The organism is Chitinophaga vietnamensis (assembly GCF_902167635.1).
Classification (GTDB): Bacteria; Bacteroidota; Bacteroidia; order Chitinophagales; family Chitinophagaceae; genus Chitinophaga; species Chitinophaga vietnamensis.
In genome coordinates this window covers 1031122-1050364 of the sequence record NZ_CABHMS010000001.1, presented here as the reverse complement: position 1 = coordinate 1050364, position 19243 = coordinate 1031122, and the positions used below count along the sequence as shown (strand labels likewise).

Genomic DNA, 19243 nt, shown 5'->3' with positions numbered 1-19243 from the left:
AATTTCTAACCTCTTAAATTCAGAAACCCATGTTCGTAATCAAGAGAGATGGCAGAAAAGAGTCAGTGAAATTTGACAAGATCACTGCACGTATTGAGAAGCTGTGCTATGGCTTCAATACGGAATATGTAGACTCCATCGACGTGGCCAAGAAAGTGATACAGGGATTGTATGATGGCGTTACCACCACCGAACTGGACAATCTCGCCGCAGAAACCGCCGCTTCGCTTACCACCAAACATCCGGATTATGCCTTGCTGGCATCCCGCATCGCGGTAAGTAATCTTCATAAAAATACAGAGAAGTCGTTCTCCAAAACGATGAAGAAACTGTATGAATATATCGACCCGAAAACCGGTAAATCTGCTGCCTTGTTATCTGATGATGTATGGGAGATCATCGAAGCCAATGCAGAGATACTGGATTCCAATATCATCTACGACCGTGATTTCGCTTTCGATTACTTCGGCTTCAAAACGCTGGAACGCTCTTACCTGCTGAAAACTGACGGCAAGGTAGTAGAACGTCCGCAACATATGTTCATGCGCGTAGCAGTGGGTATCCACAAAGAAGATATCGAATCTGCCATCAAAACATATAACCTGATGAGCGAGCGCTGGTTCACACATGCCACGCCTACCCTCTTCAACGCAGGTACGCCGAAACCGCAAATGTCTTCCTGCTTCCTCCTCACCATGCAGGACGACAGCATCGAAGGTATCTACGATACCCTGAAACAAACTGCTAAAATATCCCAGAGCGCCGGCGGTATTGGCCTGAGCATCCATAACATCCGCGCTACCGGTTCTTATATCAGCGGCACCAACGGTACCAGCAATGGTATCATCCCGATGCTGCGCGTATTCAATGATACGGCCCGCTACGTAGACCAGGGCGGCGGCAAGCGCAAAGGCGCCTTCGCTATCTACCTGGAGCCATGGCATGCCGATATCTTCGAGTTCCTCGACCTGCGCAAAAACCACGGTAAAGAGGAAATGCGCGCCCGCGACCTCTTCTACGCCCTCTGGGTGCCAGACCTGTTCATGAAACGTGTGGAAAGCAATGGCGACTGGTCGCTCTTCTGCCCGCACGAAGCCCCCGGATTGCACGAATGCTGGGGCGAAGAATTTGAACAGCTCTTCGAAAAATACGAAAAGGAAAACCGTGCACGCAAAACAGTGAAAGCACAGGACCTCTGGTTCGCCATCCTCGACGCACAGATCGAAACCGGCACCCCTTACCTGCTGTATAAAGATGCGGCCAACCGCAAATCCAACCAGCAGAACCTGGGCACCATCAAGAGCTCCAACCTCTGCACAGAGATCATCGAATATACCGACGCCAACGAAGTGGCCGTATGTAACCTGGCATCCCTGGCGCTGCCCCGCTTCGTGAACGAAGGACAGTTCGATCACCAGAAATTATACGATGTCACCTACCAGGCTGCCATCAACCTGAACAGGATCATCGACCAGAACTACTACCCGGTAGAAGAGGCACGCCGCAGCAACCTGCGTCACCGCCCGATCGGCCTGGGTGTGCAAGGCCTGGCAGATACCTTCATCCTGATGCGCTATCCGTTTGAAAGCGATGAAGCGAAAACACTCAACAAAGAAATTTTTGAGACCATCTATTTCGCTGCCCTCTCTGCCTCCAACGATCTCGCGAAGAAAGAAGGCGCCTACGAAACCTTCCCGGGCTCTCCCGCCTCTAAAGGTATCCTGCAATTTGACATGTGGGACGTAACACCTTCTTCCCGCTGGAACTGGGATGCGCTGAAAGCCGCCATCATCAAAGACGGTATCCGTAACTCCCTGCTGCTGGCGCCGATGCCTACCGCTTCCACTTCGCAGATACTGGGTAACAACGAGTGCTTTGAACCTTACACTTCCAACATCTACACCCGCCGTGTACTGAGCGGCGAGTTCGTAGTAGTGAACAAGCACCTGCTGAAAGACCTCGTAGAACTGGGCCTCTGGGACAACGACATGAAAAATAAGATCATTGCTTCCAACGGATCTATCCAACATATCAACGAAATCCCGACCAATATCAAGGAACTGTATAAAACAGTATGGGAGATCAAACAACGTAACATCATCGATATGGCGGCAGACCGCGGCGCGTTCATCTGTCAGTCGCAATCGCTCAACCTCTTCGTAGATACGCCTACCACAGCGAAGCTCACCTCTATGCACTTCTATGCATGGAAGAAAGGCCTCAAAACAGGTATGTACTACCTGCGTACTCAGGCAGCTTCTCAGGCGGTACAGTTCACCGTAGAGAAACAAGCCGGTCAGCAGATCGCACCGGTAGTTGCACAAGGCGGCGATGTATCTATCGACGATATTCCCGTAGGCGCCGTATGCACCATGGAAGAAGGCTGCGTTACCTGCAGTGCATAATTACAAAACAGGGTTATTAAGTATACAAAAAATCCCCTCCCTCATCGCGAGGGGATTTTTATTTTAATTTACCGCAATAGACACCGGTACGTAGTAAGGCTCATCTTCATAATGAATGAATAACTTACCACTGAGCTGATGATTATTTTGTGTCAGATCAAGATCGATCACGTCCAGCTCTTCTTCTTCCATATCCCGCGGAATAATTTTAGCAATCTTCTTTGTCGTATGCGAGCGGACATTATAGGCGCATAACTCCAGGTTATCATTGACATACAACAGTATCACTTTGTTGTCGATATTGAACATCGGGGCATTGGTGCCGTTAGTCATGGAGTCTACTGCCACCGCTTTGCCTTTTTCCATATCCACCAGGTACAATACGCCCGTGGCGGCCGTTTCCGCCACATCTTTTTTCAGCTGTACAGAGAAATACCTGTTGTTGAACAAGCACATTTTGCCAGCGCTGAAAAAACACTTTTTATAAAATACCTGTTTATTGCCGTTAAACACACGAAGGCTATACGCAATAGCATCTTCCTGCTCGCCGGTGTTGCGCACTTCCGCACGCAATGGCGGGCGGCTATAGCTATCGAGCTTGCCGGAATCTGCTGGCAGCGGCAGCCTTGCAGCGGTATCTTCCATCGTCTTCACCATCGTTTGCGGTGAGATCAGGATCGTTTGTGCGAAGTTGTCCTGCTTGCTGTTCTTACAAGCGAAACAAGCGGCGGATAACAGGAGCAACAGCAGTTTTCCTGCGGGCGAAATTGGGGCCGGGTTGGAGTACAGGCGCATAAGGATAATGTATGTAGGGCAAAGCTACGGGGAAAATTCATTTCTTCGTAATTGTTAAACCTTCGCCACGGAAGGCTGTCCAAAACGCACGATATACTATGTTTATGAAGCCGCTATTTCATCTGTTCTCTTTCATTCTTCTAGCACACCTCTCCACCGCTTGTAATAAAACGTCCTCCGTATATCCGGAAGCGTTAGCAGATACCACCTCATTCCTGATCACCAGGTTCGGCGCAGTAGGTGACGGACATGTGATGAACACCACCGCGATCCAGTCTGCCATTGACGCCTGTACACAAAAGGGAGGCGGAATCGTGGTAGTGCCCAAAGGCACCTTTCTCACAGGAACGATCTATCTGAAATCCGGCGTCACCCTGTATGTTCAGGCAGGAGGCACTTTGTTGGGAAGCCCTTATATCAAAGATTATCCCATCAATAAAAGTAAGTATCACGGCGGAAATAATTTTGCGCTCATTGCCGCAGACGATGCACAAAACATTGGCATATCCGGTCCGGGCACCATTGACGGGCAGGGAGGAAGCAGGGATTTCATGACCGGCGCCGACGAAAGATACCGTCCTAAACTTGTATATTTTATTCATTGCCAGCACATCAAAGTACATGGCATCCAACTTCACTCAGCCGCCGACTGGGTACAGTATTATTTTTATTGTCAGGATGTGCACCTGGATTCAGTAAGCGTTTACAGCTATGCCAACCTGAATAATGATGGTATCGATATTGATGCACAGGATGTTACTATCACCAATTGCCATATACAGTCAGAAGACGACGGGATATGTCTTAAAAGCAATGCGCCAGTGCCTTGCCGCAACGTACAGATCTCCAACTGTACCGTAGCCAGCGACTGCAACTCCATTAAAATGGGAACAGGCTCCACCACGGGTTTTATTAATATCAATATTCAAAACTGTACGGTATCGCGCCCGCCGGTATCACCATTTTTCCACTGGCAACAAACTGTTCCAGGGATTACGGATAGTCTTTCCGCCGTATCAGGCCTTGCCCTGGAGATGGTGGATGGCGGCCTGATGTCGGACATTTCCATTAGTCATATCAACATGACCGGCATACAGACGCCTATCTTTATCAAACTAGGAGACCGCAGCAGAATGAATCCGGATAGCGCCCATATGCCAGGTACGATGCGCAATATATTGATCAGCGATATCAATGCAGTATCCGTATCAAAGATGAGCAGCTCCATCACAGGATGGCCAGGCAACTATGTACAGCAGGTAGTGCTGCGGAATATTTTCATTACCTGTCCTGGCGGCGGCAACGCGGCAGATGCCTCCCACGTTGTTATTGAAAGCCAAGGGAACTACCCCGAGAACAGGATGTTCGGCGCCTCGCTGCCCGCCTATGGACTATATGTGCGCCATGCACAACAGATCACACTTGACAGTGTTTTTCTCGGATTTTCTTCAACGGATGTTCGTCCGGCGGTTTATCTGGAAGATGTGAATGGCTTGAATGGAAAGAGAGTGACATTACAGCCTTCGTCGTCGGGGGGAGAGGCTGTGAAAGTGGTTAATTCGAGTAATGTGTCGTTGTAGGGGGAGGTTAGGTAATAGTTTCCTGGATGTTGCTTGCGTTAAGAAGATTACCGCACTCAAGAAGACAGAATAGCCTCTTTGATCTCATCGGTATTTATTTCAGGGATGCTAAAACCTGCGCCAGGTATAAACAGGTATTTTAAGACACTATCTCAAAAACTGTGTAAATGATAAAAATCGGGGTTTGGCTCCGATTTTTTAATTTTAAAGCATATACAGTTTTATGAAGACAGAAGATTTTTTATCAGACGACTTTCTGAAGCAGTTTAAAACGGCCGATCAGTTAAATAATTTCCTGGCCCAAATTCAGAAACGGGGCATTGAAAAGATGCTGGAAGGTGAATTGGATAGCCATTTAGGCTATGATAAGCATGAGCCCAATGAAAGCGAAAATAGCCGCAATGGATACGGTAAAAAGAAGATTAAGACCAGCTATGATGAATCTGAAATAAAAGTACCTAGAGATCGTGATGCCAGTTTTAACCCAATGATCGTACCTAAACGCGAAGGAATGGTTCAGGGGCTGGAAGAGATAATAGTATCTTTTTATGCCAAGGGAATGAGTGTATCTGACATAGAAGAGCAAATAAGGGAAGTCTATAACTTTGACGTTTCCACGGCCACGATCAGCCGCATCACCAGCCGTGTGACCGAAGATATTGTCGCCTGGCAAAACCGACCGTTAGAACCGGTTTACCTCATCGTTTGGATGGATGGCATTGTGTTCAAGGTACGGGAGAGTAGCAAAGTAGTGAACAAAACTGTTTATATCGCAGTGGGCCTAAAGCGGGGTGGCCTCAAAGAAGTCCTGGGAATGTGGCTGGGTAAGAATGAATCAGCTGCTTACTGGATGACTGTACTTACAGATCTGAAGGCCCGTGGCCTGGAAGATATCTTAATAACAGCCACCGATAATCTTAATGGCTTCACTCAGACCATCAAATCGGTGTTCCCTCAGTCTGCCACTCAAGTGTGTGTCGTGCACCAGATACGTAACAGTTGCCGCTATGTGGTCTGGAAAGATAAAAAGGAGTTTACCACGGACATGAAGGATATTTATGCCGCGCCAACCAGACAAGCTGCCATGGCTGCTCTTGACGCATTGGATATTAAATGGAGTGCAAAGTATGCATACGCCATCAAAAGCTGGCGTGAAAACTGGGAGGAACTGACTGTCTTTTTTGACTTCCCCTTGGAGATCAGGCAGATCATCTACACGACCAATCTCATTGAAAATCTGAATGGCAAAATTAGAAAATACACCAAAAACAAGCTATCCTTCCCTACTGACGAAGCTGTCCTTAAATCAGTATATTTGGCTTTGCGGGAGGTATCAAAAAAATGGACCATGCCCATTAGAAATTGGGGCATGATCCTAAATCAGTTTTTAACTATTTTTGATAGCAGAGTGAGAATCTAATTATAAATTGATCCCCGATTTTTAAGTTTACACACTTCTTGAAATAGTCCCTAAAATAGCAAAACCCCACCACAGTGGCGGGGTTTCTGCTTTACAAACTTATACCTCATTCTGGTTTATAGATAATAGGAGCTTTATCAAATCCATCCCAAAAAATATGCAGTCTTCCACAAACATTACACTTCGCCACAATGCTAAACTTTTCATATAGCTTATCAGGATCTATACAGTCTGAATAAATTTCGTCAAATTCTTTATCTGATATAATTAGCAATTGATTAGGGCTTGGTATTTCGCTTAACCCAATCACATTATTACATAGGCATCTAATCTTTGGCATCTTTTGGTAGTATTACAATGTTCTTAATATTTTTTGCTCCTGTACCTTGAACTCTTTTTAAAACATTTCCTAATTGATCTGCTGTAACTGGTGTTTTAGACAAATCAAGCACGATGCCAGTTGCCTGTGAGTTTTTACTCGCTATTGCAGATATAATATTCTTTGGATTCTTGGTAATGGGGGTATAAACATCATAGTTTATTCCATTAACTAATAAATCTGATGTTCCTCCCTGAGCTCTTGTTCCTGTAGGCTTACGCAACATCACATCATTCCCTTGTGCACGCATATACTTGGCAGCTTCAATCTCACTTTCAGAAAACTTACCTCCTGGTTCAATAGCTAACGTTCCCGGATATCTCTGTGCTGTTTCAGGAATAGATAGAGGCTTACCAATATTAATTTGCTTAGGAAAAACTACAGAGTTCTCAGCAGGGATACCACCAATCGCCATTGCAGTTTGATCCAGCACAGCTCCTTTAAATGCACCTTTATCTCCTTCAATCAAATATCCAGCAGAAGCAAAAGGACCACCAGCTATAGTTTCTCCAAGTGCAATTTTATACTCTTCATTAATATAGGCAACTCTTTCTTTCACTTTTGATTCCGGACCTATATGAAGAACACCATGCACGTCTAATGACATTATATGGTTCTCCGGAATACGTGTAAGAGCCCTCACGTGGTCTTGTGCGACTTTATCCGCCCGTGCAATCTCCATTTCTGCCTTTTGCTTAGCTGCAAATCCCTGCTGCATCATCCATTCTTCAGCTCCATCCAGATCTATAGCTTCTATAGGTTTATTCCCTGCAAACTGATATGGTGTGTACCAAGGGTATTCTTGCGTCAAAGGATCAACACTAAGGAACTTTGCAATTCGTGGATCATAAATTCTAAATCCATAATCCTGTTCATTCCCCTCTCCCTTGATCTCGTTGTCATTCTCCTTCCCATTAAACCCATACCTATACCCTCCTCCGCTATTCGCTACGCTCCCTGCTCCACTACTACCACCCGCATAGCTGCCATCAGCAATATACGCGTCATAGTTATCACCGGTGTTGCTGTCGAAGCCGGTAACGAAGTCGATAGAGGTGGATGCTACGTATTCGGGTGGCTGGTTGCCACCACGTTGGGATACGGTCAGGGATTCGGGCAGCGTGTAACCGTTGACGGTAGTGCTGCCGGACGACCAGCCAGCGGCCGAAAGGTGGCCGCCGCGGCCCGGCATCAGGGAGCCGAACGGATAGTATTCCTGCGCGCTGGCGATCACCGGGTCATAGTGGTCTATGCTGCTGCCATTCAGGGATACCGCTGTTCTGCGGTCTGAGACGGTGGCCAGCACGTTGCCCAGGTGATTGCTTAATTCAAAGAGCTTGTTACCTCTTGTAAATATAACATTAATTCCGTTTTTAATACCATTCCTTGTAACTGACGGTACGCGGGTAGTATCCGGTATGATCTGAAGGGTGCTCATACCCAGCCGGCTGCTGCCATAAAGGTGTGTTTCGGTTTGTGTGATGCGGCCATTGTTGATGGCCGGGTCTTGTACCGTATACACGCTCATCACGTTGCCGCTGGCATCGCGCACGTACCACGTTTGTACGCCGCTGACAGCCTTGCTGATGCGGTTGCCCGCCACGTCGTAGGTGTAGTCGATGGTCGTGCCGTTGCTTTTCTTGATCCTGCTGATCTTGCCGTACACCGTCCAGTAGATGCTGTCGATGCCGTTGGCTACATCGCTGGTCATATTGCCGATGCTGTCGTATCGGTAGTTACCGGGCGATTGGTTGTCGATATCATTGCCATAGTTGCTGCCGCTAACGGCATCGTTGATATAATTTAACCTGTTTTTACCGGAGGCATAGTTATAGCTGAGGCTATCCATGCCCAGGGGCTTGCCGGCAAAGGTGTTATTACCGTTACGGATATACGAAAGTATATTGCCATTGGCATCGTAAGATGCCCTTTCCTTGAAATCGTTGATCGCTGTGGGCGTCCAGGTATTGGTTGCGGCGTTGAACGTGCGGTTGGCATCCATCGCGATGATGCGGTTGAGCGCATCGTAGCCATAGGTATACAACAGCGGCTCTCCTACTTTGGGCAGCTGCATGCTCATGGCAGCGATGTTACCATTATACAGCGGCTTGAAGCCCGCCGATACCGAAGCGCTGGCAAAGGGTTTCACACTGGTATTGATCGACTGATAATCGCTGCCGTTGTAATGCAATGCATAACCGAAGGCGTCGGTGGCGGCTCGTGCACCGGACTGGCCATCTCCGCCCATATCATAGGCGGAAGTAGCGGTGGTACTGTTCACACCCTTCAGCCAGCCTTGTAACGTATAGGCGTAGTCGAGGCCCTGTACCTGCTGATGACCGATCACGGCACGCGACAAAGGACCATGTTTATAGTACTGGTAGTAAGCATCGTTTTCCCAATAGATGCTATCACGGCTCGTTTCCACATTGGTGAGGCGGTTCTCTGCATCGTACGTATAGCGATGATAGAAGGCATCTTTAAAGCCTGGCGAGTAAGATACCAGGTTCACTTTTCCGCTGATCAGATCATAATCGTAGATGATCTTTTTGAAGCGGTTAGCGCCATCATTCAGCAGTCCTTTCTTATAATCCTGCAACAGCGTATCTACGTTACCGTGAATATCATAGCCGTAGAAGGTAGCGCTGGCATAGTTACCACCGGCAATATCTGCATAGTTGTTATACACCATGCTGTAGGCCACCCGGTTGCGGACATTGTTGCCGCTCAGCATCCCGCCGGCCAGTGCCCAGTTGGCAATATCATATACCGTGCGGGTGATCTGCGCCTTCGAGTTACCTGCATTATCTATCCAGGTCTGCAAGGCGGTAGCATCGCGGCTAACCGCATCAGACATGGGCGTGCTGCTGCTGATCTCTCCTACCTCTGTTATTCTGCCCAAGACATCATACAAGGTATAACTGTACGCGCTAACCACCGCCTGCTTTGCATTCTGCGATATCGCCAGCCTGCCCAAACGGTCATACCAGAAGCGGCTCTTGCCACCATCCGGTGAGAGCTGCGTGACCACCTGGTTGAGGGTATTATAACGATACACCGTAGACATGGTATGCGCCGGCGTTTTGACCTGATTAGCCGCCCTGGCAGCCTTCACGCCATCCAGCCAGGCTTGGGAACGGTCCACTACCACGCCCGCTGGTGGAACCGTTCTTACCAGGTTGCCCGCCTGATGTTTCCCATATTACTGTATGCTCTACACCTCCCTCTGCGGTAAATGAACCAGGCCCTAAGAAAAATCCAGGATGCTAAAACAAGAGCTGCGTATAAACAATAAACCCCACCAGTGGTGAGGTTTATTGTTTATAGGTCAGGTACAAATCTCTCCTTACAAAAGAGTTCAAATTCGACTGAATTATCAGGTGGCGATTCCTCTATAGTCATACAGCTAATTTCAGCATTCAAAAAATGTTTCAAAGTTTTATATAAAGAGATTGCAGTTTCACTTTCTACAACTCTTCCTGGAGTAGAAAAGCCCACTATAGCTTTCCCATCATCTGTATAAAATATCATTATATACCTAATTGCATCAACTTCATTTAAGTTCTTTAAATAAATGGAATAAACCTCATTCTTATGAGTTTCCAAATAAGTAAATAATTCATCGACTGATTCAAATATTCTAGTAGGCTCTTCAGAATATAGAGGAATAGGAAAATCATCTGCCGTCTTTTCCCACTCAGGAACAAATGTATTCACAACTTTAAAAATTTGATCCTTCTCTCTGGTATCAATCAAAAAATAACTATCAATAAACTGTGGCATATGATAAAATTATTAACTAAGGCATTCTTCCTGCACTTATAAATTTACCGCTTAAGGTTTCGTAATAATAATAATGTTCTCCATTTATCACCGGCTCGGTTCTACTAACCATCTCCCTCCTACCATTTACTAACTCGTAAGAATGAAAGAAATTGTTAGCCCCAGCAGCCCTAATCTCGCTAACTTTTTTATTAAACTGCCTTTGCATACTAGCTGCTTCAGTTTGACGCCAATTGGGCAATCCAAGTTCTGCTGCATGACGACTATAACTATGCTGAAAAGCCTTTCGCTCTGCTGCTGTCATCTGCGCCCATTCCGTCGTGTGCCCTACGCGTGCAATTGGTTCTGACCTTGTGCCTTCTCCAATAAATTCACTACCATAATTTGCATAGTTTGACTTAGTACGTGCAGGCTCTCCAGCAATTGGGTTACCGGAGTGAATTGAAGAGGTATTCCTTTCAACGGAAGTACGGGGAGTTAATCTAGTACGCCTAACCGGAATACCTGGCATGTCTACTCCTGCCATCAAACCTTTTGCAAACTCAGCTTTCCTCTCTTCTCCTTCAAAGTCGGTCATTTTAACGTTTAGTGCTTCCTTCTCGCTTTTAAACGTTGCTTTATATATAGTAGTAACTGGTTCAGCTGCAACGCCAACCACCAAGTAATCCGGGAATGAATATTCGACTATATATTCCTTCCGAGGATCTTCTACTTTCTCCCACAGTTGGAAACCGAGCATTGTACCACCAGACTTGGGCTTCCATTGCCATTCAGAAAAATGTTCTGTATTACTAAATTGAATCTTAGATTCTCCCTGCTCTCCGAATGTCAATGTGTAGTGGTATTTCTCTAACCCGTCAACATCTATAAAAGCTACAGGGCTATTAGATGCAAATTGATATGGTGTCAGATTAGGGTATTTAGCTTGAAGCGGATCAGTACTAAGGAACTTGCCAATACGAGTATCATAAACACGTTTTCCATAATCCTGCTCATTCCCCTCTCCTTTCACCTCCCCATCATTCTCCTTCCCATTAAACCCATACCTATAACCGCCTCCGCTATTCGCCACACTCCCCGCGCCACTGCTTCCGCCGGCATAGCTCCCATCTGCAAGGTACGCATCAAAGTTATCGCCAGCATTGCTATCAAAGCCAGTAGTAAAATCAATAGTGGTAGTGGCTACATACTCCGATGGCTGATTACTACTACGTTGAGATACCGTCAGTGATTCAGGCAGCGTATAACCGTTCACGATAGTGCTGCCCGAAGACCAGCCTCCCGGGCTGAGATGCCCGCCGCGGCCTGGCATCAGGGAACCAAAGGGATAGTATTCCTGCGCGCTGGTGATCACCGGCTCATAGTGGTCGATGTTGGTACCGTCCAGGGATATGGCCGTTCTGCGGTCGGAGACCGTAGCCAGCACGTTGCCCAGGTGGTTGCTTAATTCAAAGAGCTTGTTACCTCTCGTAAATGTAACATTAATTCCTTTTTGAATACCATTTCTTGTTACAGATGGTACCGCAGAGCCATCAGATAGCACTGGCAAGGTGCTCATACCCAGGCGGTTGCTGCCATACAGGTGGGCTTCTGTCTGCATCGGCAGGCCATTGTTGACGGCGGGATCTTTGAGGGTGTATACGCTCATCACGTTGCCGCTGGCATCCCGTACATACCAGGTCTGTACGCCGCTCACGTTCTTGCTGATGCGGTTACCCGCTACATCGTAGGTATAGTCGATCGTAGTGCCATTGCTCTTCTTGATCCTGCTGATCTTGCCGTACACCGTCCAGTAGATGCTGTCGACGCCGTTGGCTACATCGCTGGTCATATTGCCGATGCTGTCGTAACGGTAGTTGCCGGGCGATTGGTTATCGATGTCATTGCCATAGTTGGTGGCGGCGACAACGTCTCTGATATAGTCCAGCCGGTTTTTACCGGCGGCATAGTTATAGGTGAGACTATCCATGCCCAAAGGCTTGCCGGCAAAGGTGTTATTACCGTTACGGTTATACGAAAGTATATTGCCATTGGCATCATAAGATACCCGTTCTTTGAAATCATTGATGGCCGTGGGCGTCCAGGTGTTGGTGGATGCGTTGAAGGTACGGTTGGCATCCATCGCGATGATGCGGTTGAGCGCATCATAGCCATAGGTATATAACAGCGGCTCCCCTACTTTTGGCAGCTGCATGCTCATCGCGGCGATGTTGCCGTTATACAGCGGCTTGAAACCTGCTGATACCGAGGCGCTGGCAAAGGGCTTCACTCCGGTGTTGATCGACTGATAGTCGCTGTTATTGTAATGCAGCGCATAACCGAAAGCGTCGGTGGCAGCAGATGATTTGGATTGCCCGTCGCTGCCCATATCGTAAGCGGCAGTGGCGGTGGTGCTGTTCACGCCTTTCAGCCAGCCTTGCAGCGTATAGGCGTAATCGAGACCCTGTACTTTCTGCTGACCAATCACTGCACGCGATAGCGGGCCATGTTTGTAATACTGGTAATAGGCATCATTTTCCCAGTAGATGCTGTCACGGCTCGTTTCCACGTTGGTGATGCGATTCTCTGCGTCATAAGTATAGCGATGATAGACCGCATCTCTTTGGCCGGACTGATAAGACACCACGTTCACCTTACCGCTGATCAGATCATAGTCATAAGTGATCTTCTTCAAACGGTTGGAGTTATCAGCCATACCGCCTTTCTTATAGTCTTGCAGCAGGGTATCCACATTACCATGGATGTCATAACTGTAAAACGTAGCGCTGGCATAGCTGCCCGTAGCCGTATCGGCCACCTTGTCGTATACAGCGCTATAGGCCACGCGGTTACGGACATTGTTACCCACCTGCATGCCGCCGCCTACCGGCCAGTTGGCTGCATCGTAGACGGTGCGTGTAATCTGGGCACGTGAGTTGCCGGCATTGTTGATCCAGGTCTGCAAGGCAGTGGCATCGCGGCTGATCGCATCAGACATCGCAGTGCTGCTGCTGATCTCTCCCACCTCTGTGATCCTTCCCAGGGCATCATACAACGTATAGCTGTAAGCGTTAGTAAGCGCCTGTCTGGCATTCTGCGAGATCGCCAACCGGCCCAGACGGTCATACCAGAAGCGGCTCTTGCCGCCATCAGGCGATAACTGTGTCACCACCTGGTTGAGCGTATTATAGCGGTATACCGTCGACATCGTATGCGCCGGCGTTTGTACCTGACCGGCTGCCCTGGCGGCTTTCACGCCATCCAGCCAGGCTTTGGAGCGATTCACCACCACGCCGGCAGGAGGAACCGTTCTCACCAGGTTGCCCGCCTGATCATAGTAGTAGAGCGTGTATTGATATTCGCTTAACTGGTGCGTGAGCGTGAAACTCTCCCTGGCAGCCGCTTGCAGGCAACTGTTCACATAATCCTGGTTGAAGGAACCGATCAGCGAATCGCGGTAAGCATTGTACATCGCATTACCGGCGTTGGCTGCGAAGAAGGGATTATCAGAACAGTTATTGATCACATTCGGATCTGTTGACTCAAACACCGTATTGCTGCTGCAAAGCAGTGGCCCGCGATAGGAATACCGACAAGTGCCGATCGCACAGCTTTCACTGCCGGCATAAGGAATACTGTCTTGCACATCCAGTTTGAAATCTGCCGTCACCACGCCGATGGGCTGGTCTACAAAGCTGGAAGCAAAAGCCCCCGCATCCATGTAGCTGTCTACATTATTGGTGACCGACAAAGGAACATCTGTACAACCGCTGGCGCCATTTACACCAAAGTGGAAAAGGCCGCCACGGTTGAAAGTGAGGCCCGCAGCCTCTATCGTATTGTCGTCGTTCAGGGCCATACGCGCGATGCTGTTGCCGCTGCCATAGGCAGTGTTGATCTGGTTGGCCCAGGCTATTGTGTTATTGGCGTTGATCTTATAAAGAAAATAAGACTGGGTGGTAATGTCAAAAGATGGCGACAGGTACATGCTGCCATCAGGCGCATAGAACGAGGCGAGGCCATAGGTGTTACCACTGCCGCCTTTCGTCAATTGATAACCGGCAGTAGCAGCGCCGGCATTGTTGATATCCAGGTAAGCGGCGTCGCCATTGTAGCTGCCCCAGTTATCTGATTGCATCACCGTGATACGATAGCCAGTGGCCGTTTTGAACAGACCGGTGATATCATGCTTACGATCTCCGCTGACGCGTGTATACTTGTTTTTCTGATACGTGACGCCGGTATTGCGGTCCAGCTTCATCACGCCAGGGATATAATACGACTGCCCTACTACCAGGCCCGCCACCACCAGCGTATCGTTATTCTCTACAACATGATATACCAGTTCTGCATTGCCTGGCTCGCCCAGTTGCTTGGTCCACAGGTAATCGCCATTGGATTTGAGCACGCCCACCATCCAGTCGGCCGTACCGGCAGCCACGTTATAATCTCCACAGAAGGCATAGTTGCCATTGCTCAGCTGGATCACATCACGGCCATCTTCCCCATTGGTAGTACCAGCGCTGATCGACTTGCTCCAGGTTACATTACCACCACGATCCAGCTTCGCGATCATGCCCGCCTGCGAAGAGGCGCCCACAGCCGAATACGAAGTGGTGTTACCGATAGCGATATATCCGCCATCCGTCGTTTCTTTGATCTTCGTAAAGATCTCCTGACCGCTACCACCATCATAAACTTTTGCCCACTGCACATAACCTGCCGCATCGGTCTTGATCACATACGCTTGCTTGTAGAGAGAACCATCCATTTTTGCGCCGGCGATGATATAGCCTTTATCTTTGGTAAGGCGCATATCCGTGATAGTCATGCCAGCGTTGGAAATGTAGTTGGATGCCGGCGTTCCCGCCAGTGTAGCCATTTGCGCACGGGCAGCCATGAAGGTAGCGCCGCCGCCGGCGCCCGTGAAATAGGTGTAAGTCTGCACTGAATTACATACAGAAACAGAATCATATCCTACACGCGTGCAACTGTCCATGAACGCAAGATATTGCCAGGCTTCTTTGCCCAGCCCCAGCCTGTTGTTCATGTAGGTAGCAAACAAACGGTTATTCACATGTTGCGCATCGGTGGTATCGATCTTTGCAGGCAGCATGCCCGGGTAAGCAGCAACATAATTGTTATAGGAGGTAGTCACGGTGGCGCAGGTAGCGCAACTGCTGGTGGCATTGCATTGCAGGGCCGCCGGCAGCGTGATCGCTCTTTCCTGGAAAGTACATCCGGAGCCGGGCGTGCAAGCGCTGGACAGGCTGTCCAGCAGGCTTTGCGTGATCACCAGCTGACGCGTACGCAACAGGTAGGCAGAGAGATTGACATCCGCGGGTTGACGATAATTATTAAACTCCAGTTTCAAATTACTCAAACGCTCGCACTCACAGGGAGCGGGTTTGGAGATGATCATCTTGTCCGCCAACGCTGGTTGTTTGTCGTACGGCGCCGGCATGTTCACCAGCAGCGGATTACATTGCGCGCTCAGTGCAATCCCGTTGCGGCTATTGTAATCCCTGATCACATCTTCGAAAGACCGCAAAGTGGCTGTACTGGAGGGCTTCACCGTACTGGCGCCATAGAGATGATCTATATCTCCACCATCTTTACATACCGCCAGCAAGGCATTGGTGATCTCTGTCAACGCAGCATCACTATAATTGGTGCAGGCAGACAACTGACGTTTCCAGTTATCTACATTCGCGCGACAGTTGGCATCTACCCATTTATTGATACTATCATTACCCTGGGCCTGCGCTTGTGCTTGCGAAGGTATGCTCGCGGGATTGCCAAGGCCATAATTGTTGAGCGCAACATCTGTATTCATAAATATCAGCTGTTTGCCCCCCACCGTATCGCTGGGAGAAGGGCCTGGCACCGACATGATCAGGGTTTGAACGTAATCGCGCTTGGCTTGTAAGTATAACTCACGGAAGGCGCGCCAGATCATATTCAGGTCGCCATTACAGATAGTACTGGTATTAATACCGGGATATTGACTCGCATAATTGGCAGCGCAGCTGTTACCGCCATTCGGGCAAAGCACGCTCATCATCGCGATGGCCCATATAGAACGGCCGCTGTTGCGGTAGTTGCTCAATTTGCCAGCGATGTTGCTCTTGAAAGTAGTCGACAGATTGATCATCGAATCCTGCAGGTTGATGGGGTACGGATCATTGGCGTCGCCCAAAGGGTTCAGGAACCCTGCTGCACTGGCATCGTTGAAATTATCTATCGCCTGCATCTGCAGGTCGTAGTTATAACTGGGCTTGTAGGATTCGTATGCCAGCAAGCGCTGGTATTCCGGATGGTAAGGCAACAAGGCATTGGCCCAGGCCGGATTGAACTTGTCCGAAAACTGCTTGGGTTGCAGGTTCTGAGGCAGTACATAAGTACCTGAATTTTCATCATATACCTGGTCTGGCTGACCGGCAGCATTCAGATAAGTGATACTGCTATTGCGGAACGCCGGGAGAGTATTTCCTTTGTTATTGAAGAAGATGGAATACTTGTAAGCGCTATCTGCCACCTTTGCGTACTGACCTGAAGGCGCTGAAATATCCATCAGCATGGTTTTGCGGATATCGTCTGCCGTATTGCTTTTCTTGCAAAGCGCATTGCAGGCGTCTACTGCATCATTATAGGCTTTCAATATCTGGCCACGATAACTGGAAGAATCAGCGGGAGCAATACCAGCAGCAGCAATATAACTATCCTGGAAGGACTGATAACTGCCGATCCTGGCCAGGCAGGAAGCGCAATCCGGTGCGCAATTCGTATTGCCGTATACGTTAGCCCGCTGCTGTACAAACTGTGCGAGTGTTGTACAAAGATTACTTTTCAGGTAGAAGCTGTCGCGATAGGTATCCATCGCTTCGCGACTGATGCGCAGCGTTTTGGTGATCTCGTAATTACCTTTGGGCAGGTTCAGTGTAAAGCTCACCTGGATCGGCTGTGGTGCAGTACAGTCGGGGATCACCGCCGCAGGGCTGCTGAAGTTCCGGATGATAGTATCCGTCGGGAACTTGCCCGCCAGCCGCTGATTGTAGGCATCATCAGTGATCTTTATCTCCAGCTCATATTTACCTACATAACAAATATTATTGTTGTTACAATCTTTCTTCTGCAATACCGGCGGTACCAATGAATAACTGAACAGATAATCGCCACGGGCTTCTACCTGCTGCGTTTTCTTGATGGTCATCACCAGATCCTGCACCATGTTATCGGTGACGCCGGAGAGTGTATCCGTTACCGTTACACTGTTCTTATTGGTAAGGTCTGTAAGACTGCCATTGTCCGGAGAGCCTGCCAGCGCGGTAGCGATGGTTCTGCCGTGCATATCCACATAACTTACAGACAGCTGACCATTGGCATCCTGCACCGTATTTTTGAAATAGTGCGTTTCATCGCCCGCTTCGGTACCGAAGATGGCATCCAGCTCATTTTGTTTAGCAGCGCCGTAAGTGTATTTCGTTTCCTGTCCGCTGCCAAGTTTATAGTTCGCCCCAACGCCGCTCTGACGGCTGATACGGCCGGTATTATCCTGTGTGTATTCCGTTTCGGTAAAGGCATAGCCTTGTGCGTCCGGAATGAAACGGTCCGCTCCTGCGCCGCTGGATGGATTGGCCGCAGAATAATATTGCGCTGCGCCACTGAACACGCTCATAGAATCGGCGCTCATCTTCAGGATAGAATCCGGTGTGCTGGGCAGGCGGTCATAACGGTTACGGTCATACTCCGCGCTGTTGGCGCCGGTGTTGAAGTTGCGGGAATACCTGATGATAGAACTGAGCGATGGCGCAGGCAATACCTGTATCGCCGGTCGCCCCTGGTAATCGTAATACGTTTCTGCAACGATGGCCGTATTGGTCACATTATCTTTGGTAACGGTTTGCCGGCTGCGCAGGCTGCCATCAAAATATTGTATCACGGCTTTGCGCTTGCCTTCTTCCGCGAAGCTCACAGATGATTGCCAGTTAAGCATCCGTTCATGACCGGCGTAAGAGAAAGATACTGGCGCAGCGCCCGCCGCTTCCGAGCTCCAGATAGTGGCCCAGCGCGCCTTGGGGCCTTTGGCCTGTACAGCGCGCACACGGATGAAGAGAAAGCCGCTATCGTCATACAACATCGGGATATCATAGGTATTGCCTTTCACAGTTACGCGGGTGGCGTTGTTACGGAAGAGCAATACCTGGTTCAAAGGGCTGCCATAGCGGCCCAGGGCGGTGGAATCGATATAGGTCCATTCGAGATCGTATTCATCAGCGCCAGTTACAGCGTCCCAATTGACAGTCAGCTTATCGAAAGGATTGGTGGTAACGCTGGCAAAACGAAGGTTCTTAACGGCATCGGCTACACGATCCAGTTTATATACCGGCAGGATGGTCATTTCATTATCGAGTATCAGCGCTCTCATGGCGGCCGGGTTGGATACGGTGATCGACAACACCTGTGCGGTCACTTGCCGGCAGCCGCTAAAGGCAAATGAAGCCCTTGACTGATAGGGCTTGGTGGAGTCATAGTTCACGGACAAGACCTGTATCATGGTGTCCTGGCGCTGCACGTTGGTAGCGTCAAAGTAGTTATAGGTGAGCAACACATTAATGCTCGCCGTAAAGGACGATGGCGGCATCACAGTATCAGACTCATTCACTTTGAAGGAGATCACATTGCGCACCTGGTAGGGCGTATCCAGTTTGCTTTTGTCGGTAGTACTGAAATAGGCGCTGTCACGTACGGTAATAGCAGCATTGGCCACCAGCGCATTCTGGCCGCCATCGAGCGATTTCCGCACCGTTATTCCGGTTTGCGCCATGGCCTGTTGGCCCATGATCATGAGCAAAGTTGCTATCAGCCATACAGTTAATCTTTTCGGTATAGGTATCATAAA

Annotated in this window: 7 protein-coding genes; 3 read left to right on the top strand and 4 right to left on the bottom strand. The window is 48.9% G+C overall.

Annotated features, from left to right (window positions below; translation table 11 throughout):
* Positions 1 to 29: 29 nt before the first annotated feature.
* Entirely contained in the window at positions 30 to 2405 is a 2376-nt protein-coding gene (locus FPG75_RS04305) for a ribonucleoside-diphosphate reductase subunit alpha (protein WP_143305313.1), read from the top strand.
* Positions 2406 to 2468: 63 nt separating this feature from the next.
* Here FPG75_RS04305 and FPG75_RS04300 read toward each other — a convergent pair whose 3' ends face one another.
* On the bottom strand, positions 2469 to 3200 hold the full coding sequence (locus FPG75_RS04300) for a hypothetical protein (RefSeq protein ID WP_143305312.1): 732 nt from the start codon (positions 3198 to 3200) through the stop codon (positions 2469 to 2471).
* Positions 3201 to 3304: 104 nt separating this feature from the next.
* Between FPG75_RS04300 and FPG75_RS04295 the strand changes: the two genes are divergently transcribed.
* Positions 3305 to 4780: a glycoside hydrolase family 28 protein gene (locus FPG75_RS04295; protein ID WP_161596659.1), complete on the top strand. Its 1476-nt coding sequence runs from the start codon at positions 3305 to 3307 to the stop codon at positions 4778 to 4780.
* A gap of 223 nt (positions 4781 to 5003) precedes the next feature.
* Positions 5004 to 6200 (top strand): IS256 family transposase, encoded by a 1197-nt coding sequence (locus FPG75_RS04290; protein WP_143305310.1) that lies wholly within the window; start codon positions 5004 to 5006, stop codon positions 6198 to 6200.
* 326 nt (positions 6201 to 6526) lie between these two features.
* Here the strand turns inward: FPG75_RS04290 and FPG75_RS04280 are convergent, their stop codons facing one another.
* The 3 genes from FPG75_RS04280 to FPG75_RS04270 all read right to left on the bottom strand — a co-directional run bounded on the left by FPG75_RS04280 (position 6527) and on the right by FPG75_RS04270 (position 19240).
* Entirely contained in the window at positions 6527 to 9724 is a 3198-nt protein-coding gene (locus FPG75_RS04280) for a CdiA C-terminal domain-containing protein (RefSeq protein ID WP_144695827.1), read from the bottom strand.
* A gap of 176 nt (positions 9725 to 9900) precedes the next feature.
* Complete coding sequence (locus tag FPG75_RS04275) at positions 9901 to 10362, bottom strand: hypothetical protein (RefSeq protein ID WP_143305307.1); 462 nt, start codon at positions 10360 to 10362, stop codon at positions 9901 to 9903.
* Positions 10363 to 10378: 16 nt separating this feature from the next.
* The gene (locus FPG75_RS04270; protein ID WP_143305306.1) at positions 10379 to 19240 is read right to left on the bottom strand and encodes an RHS repeat-associated core domain-containing protein; all 8862 of its coding nucleotides are present in this window, start codon (positions 19238 to 19240) and stop codon (positions 10379 to 10381) included.
* Positions 19241 to 19243 lie beyond the last annotated feature (3 nt).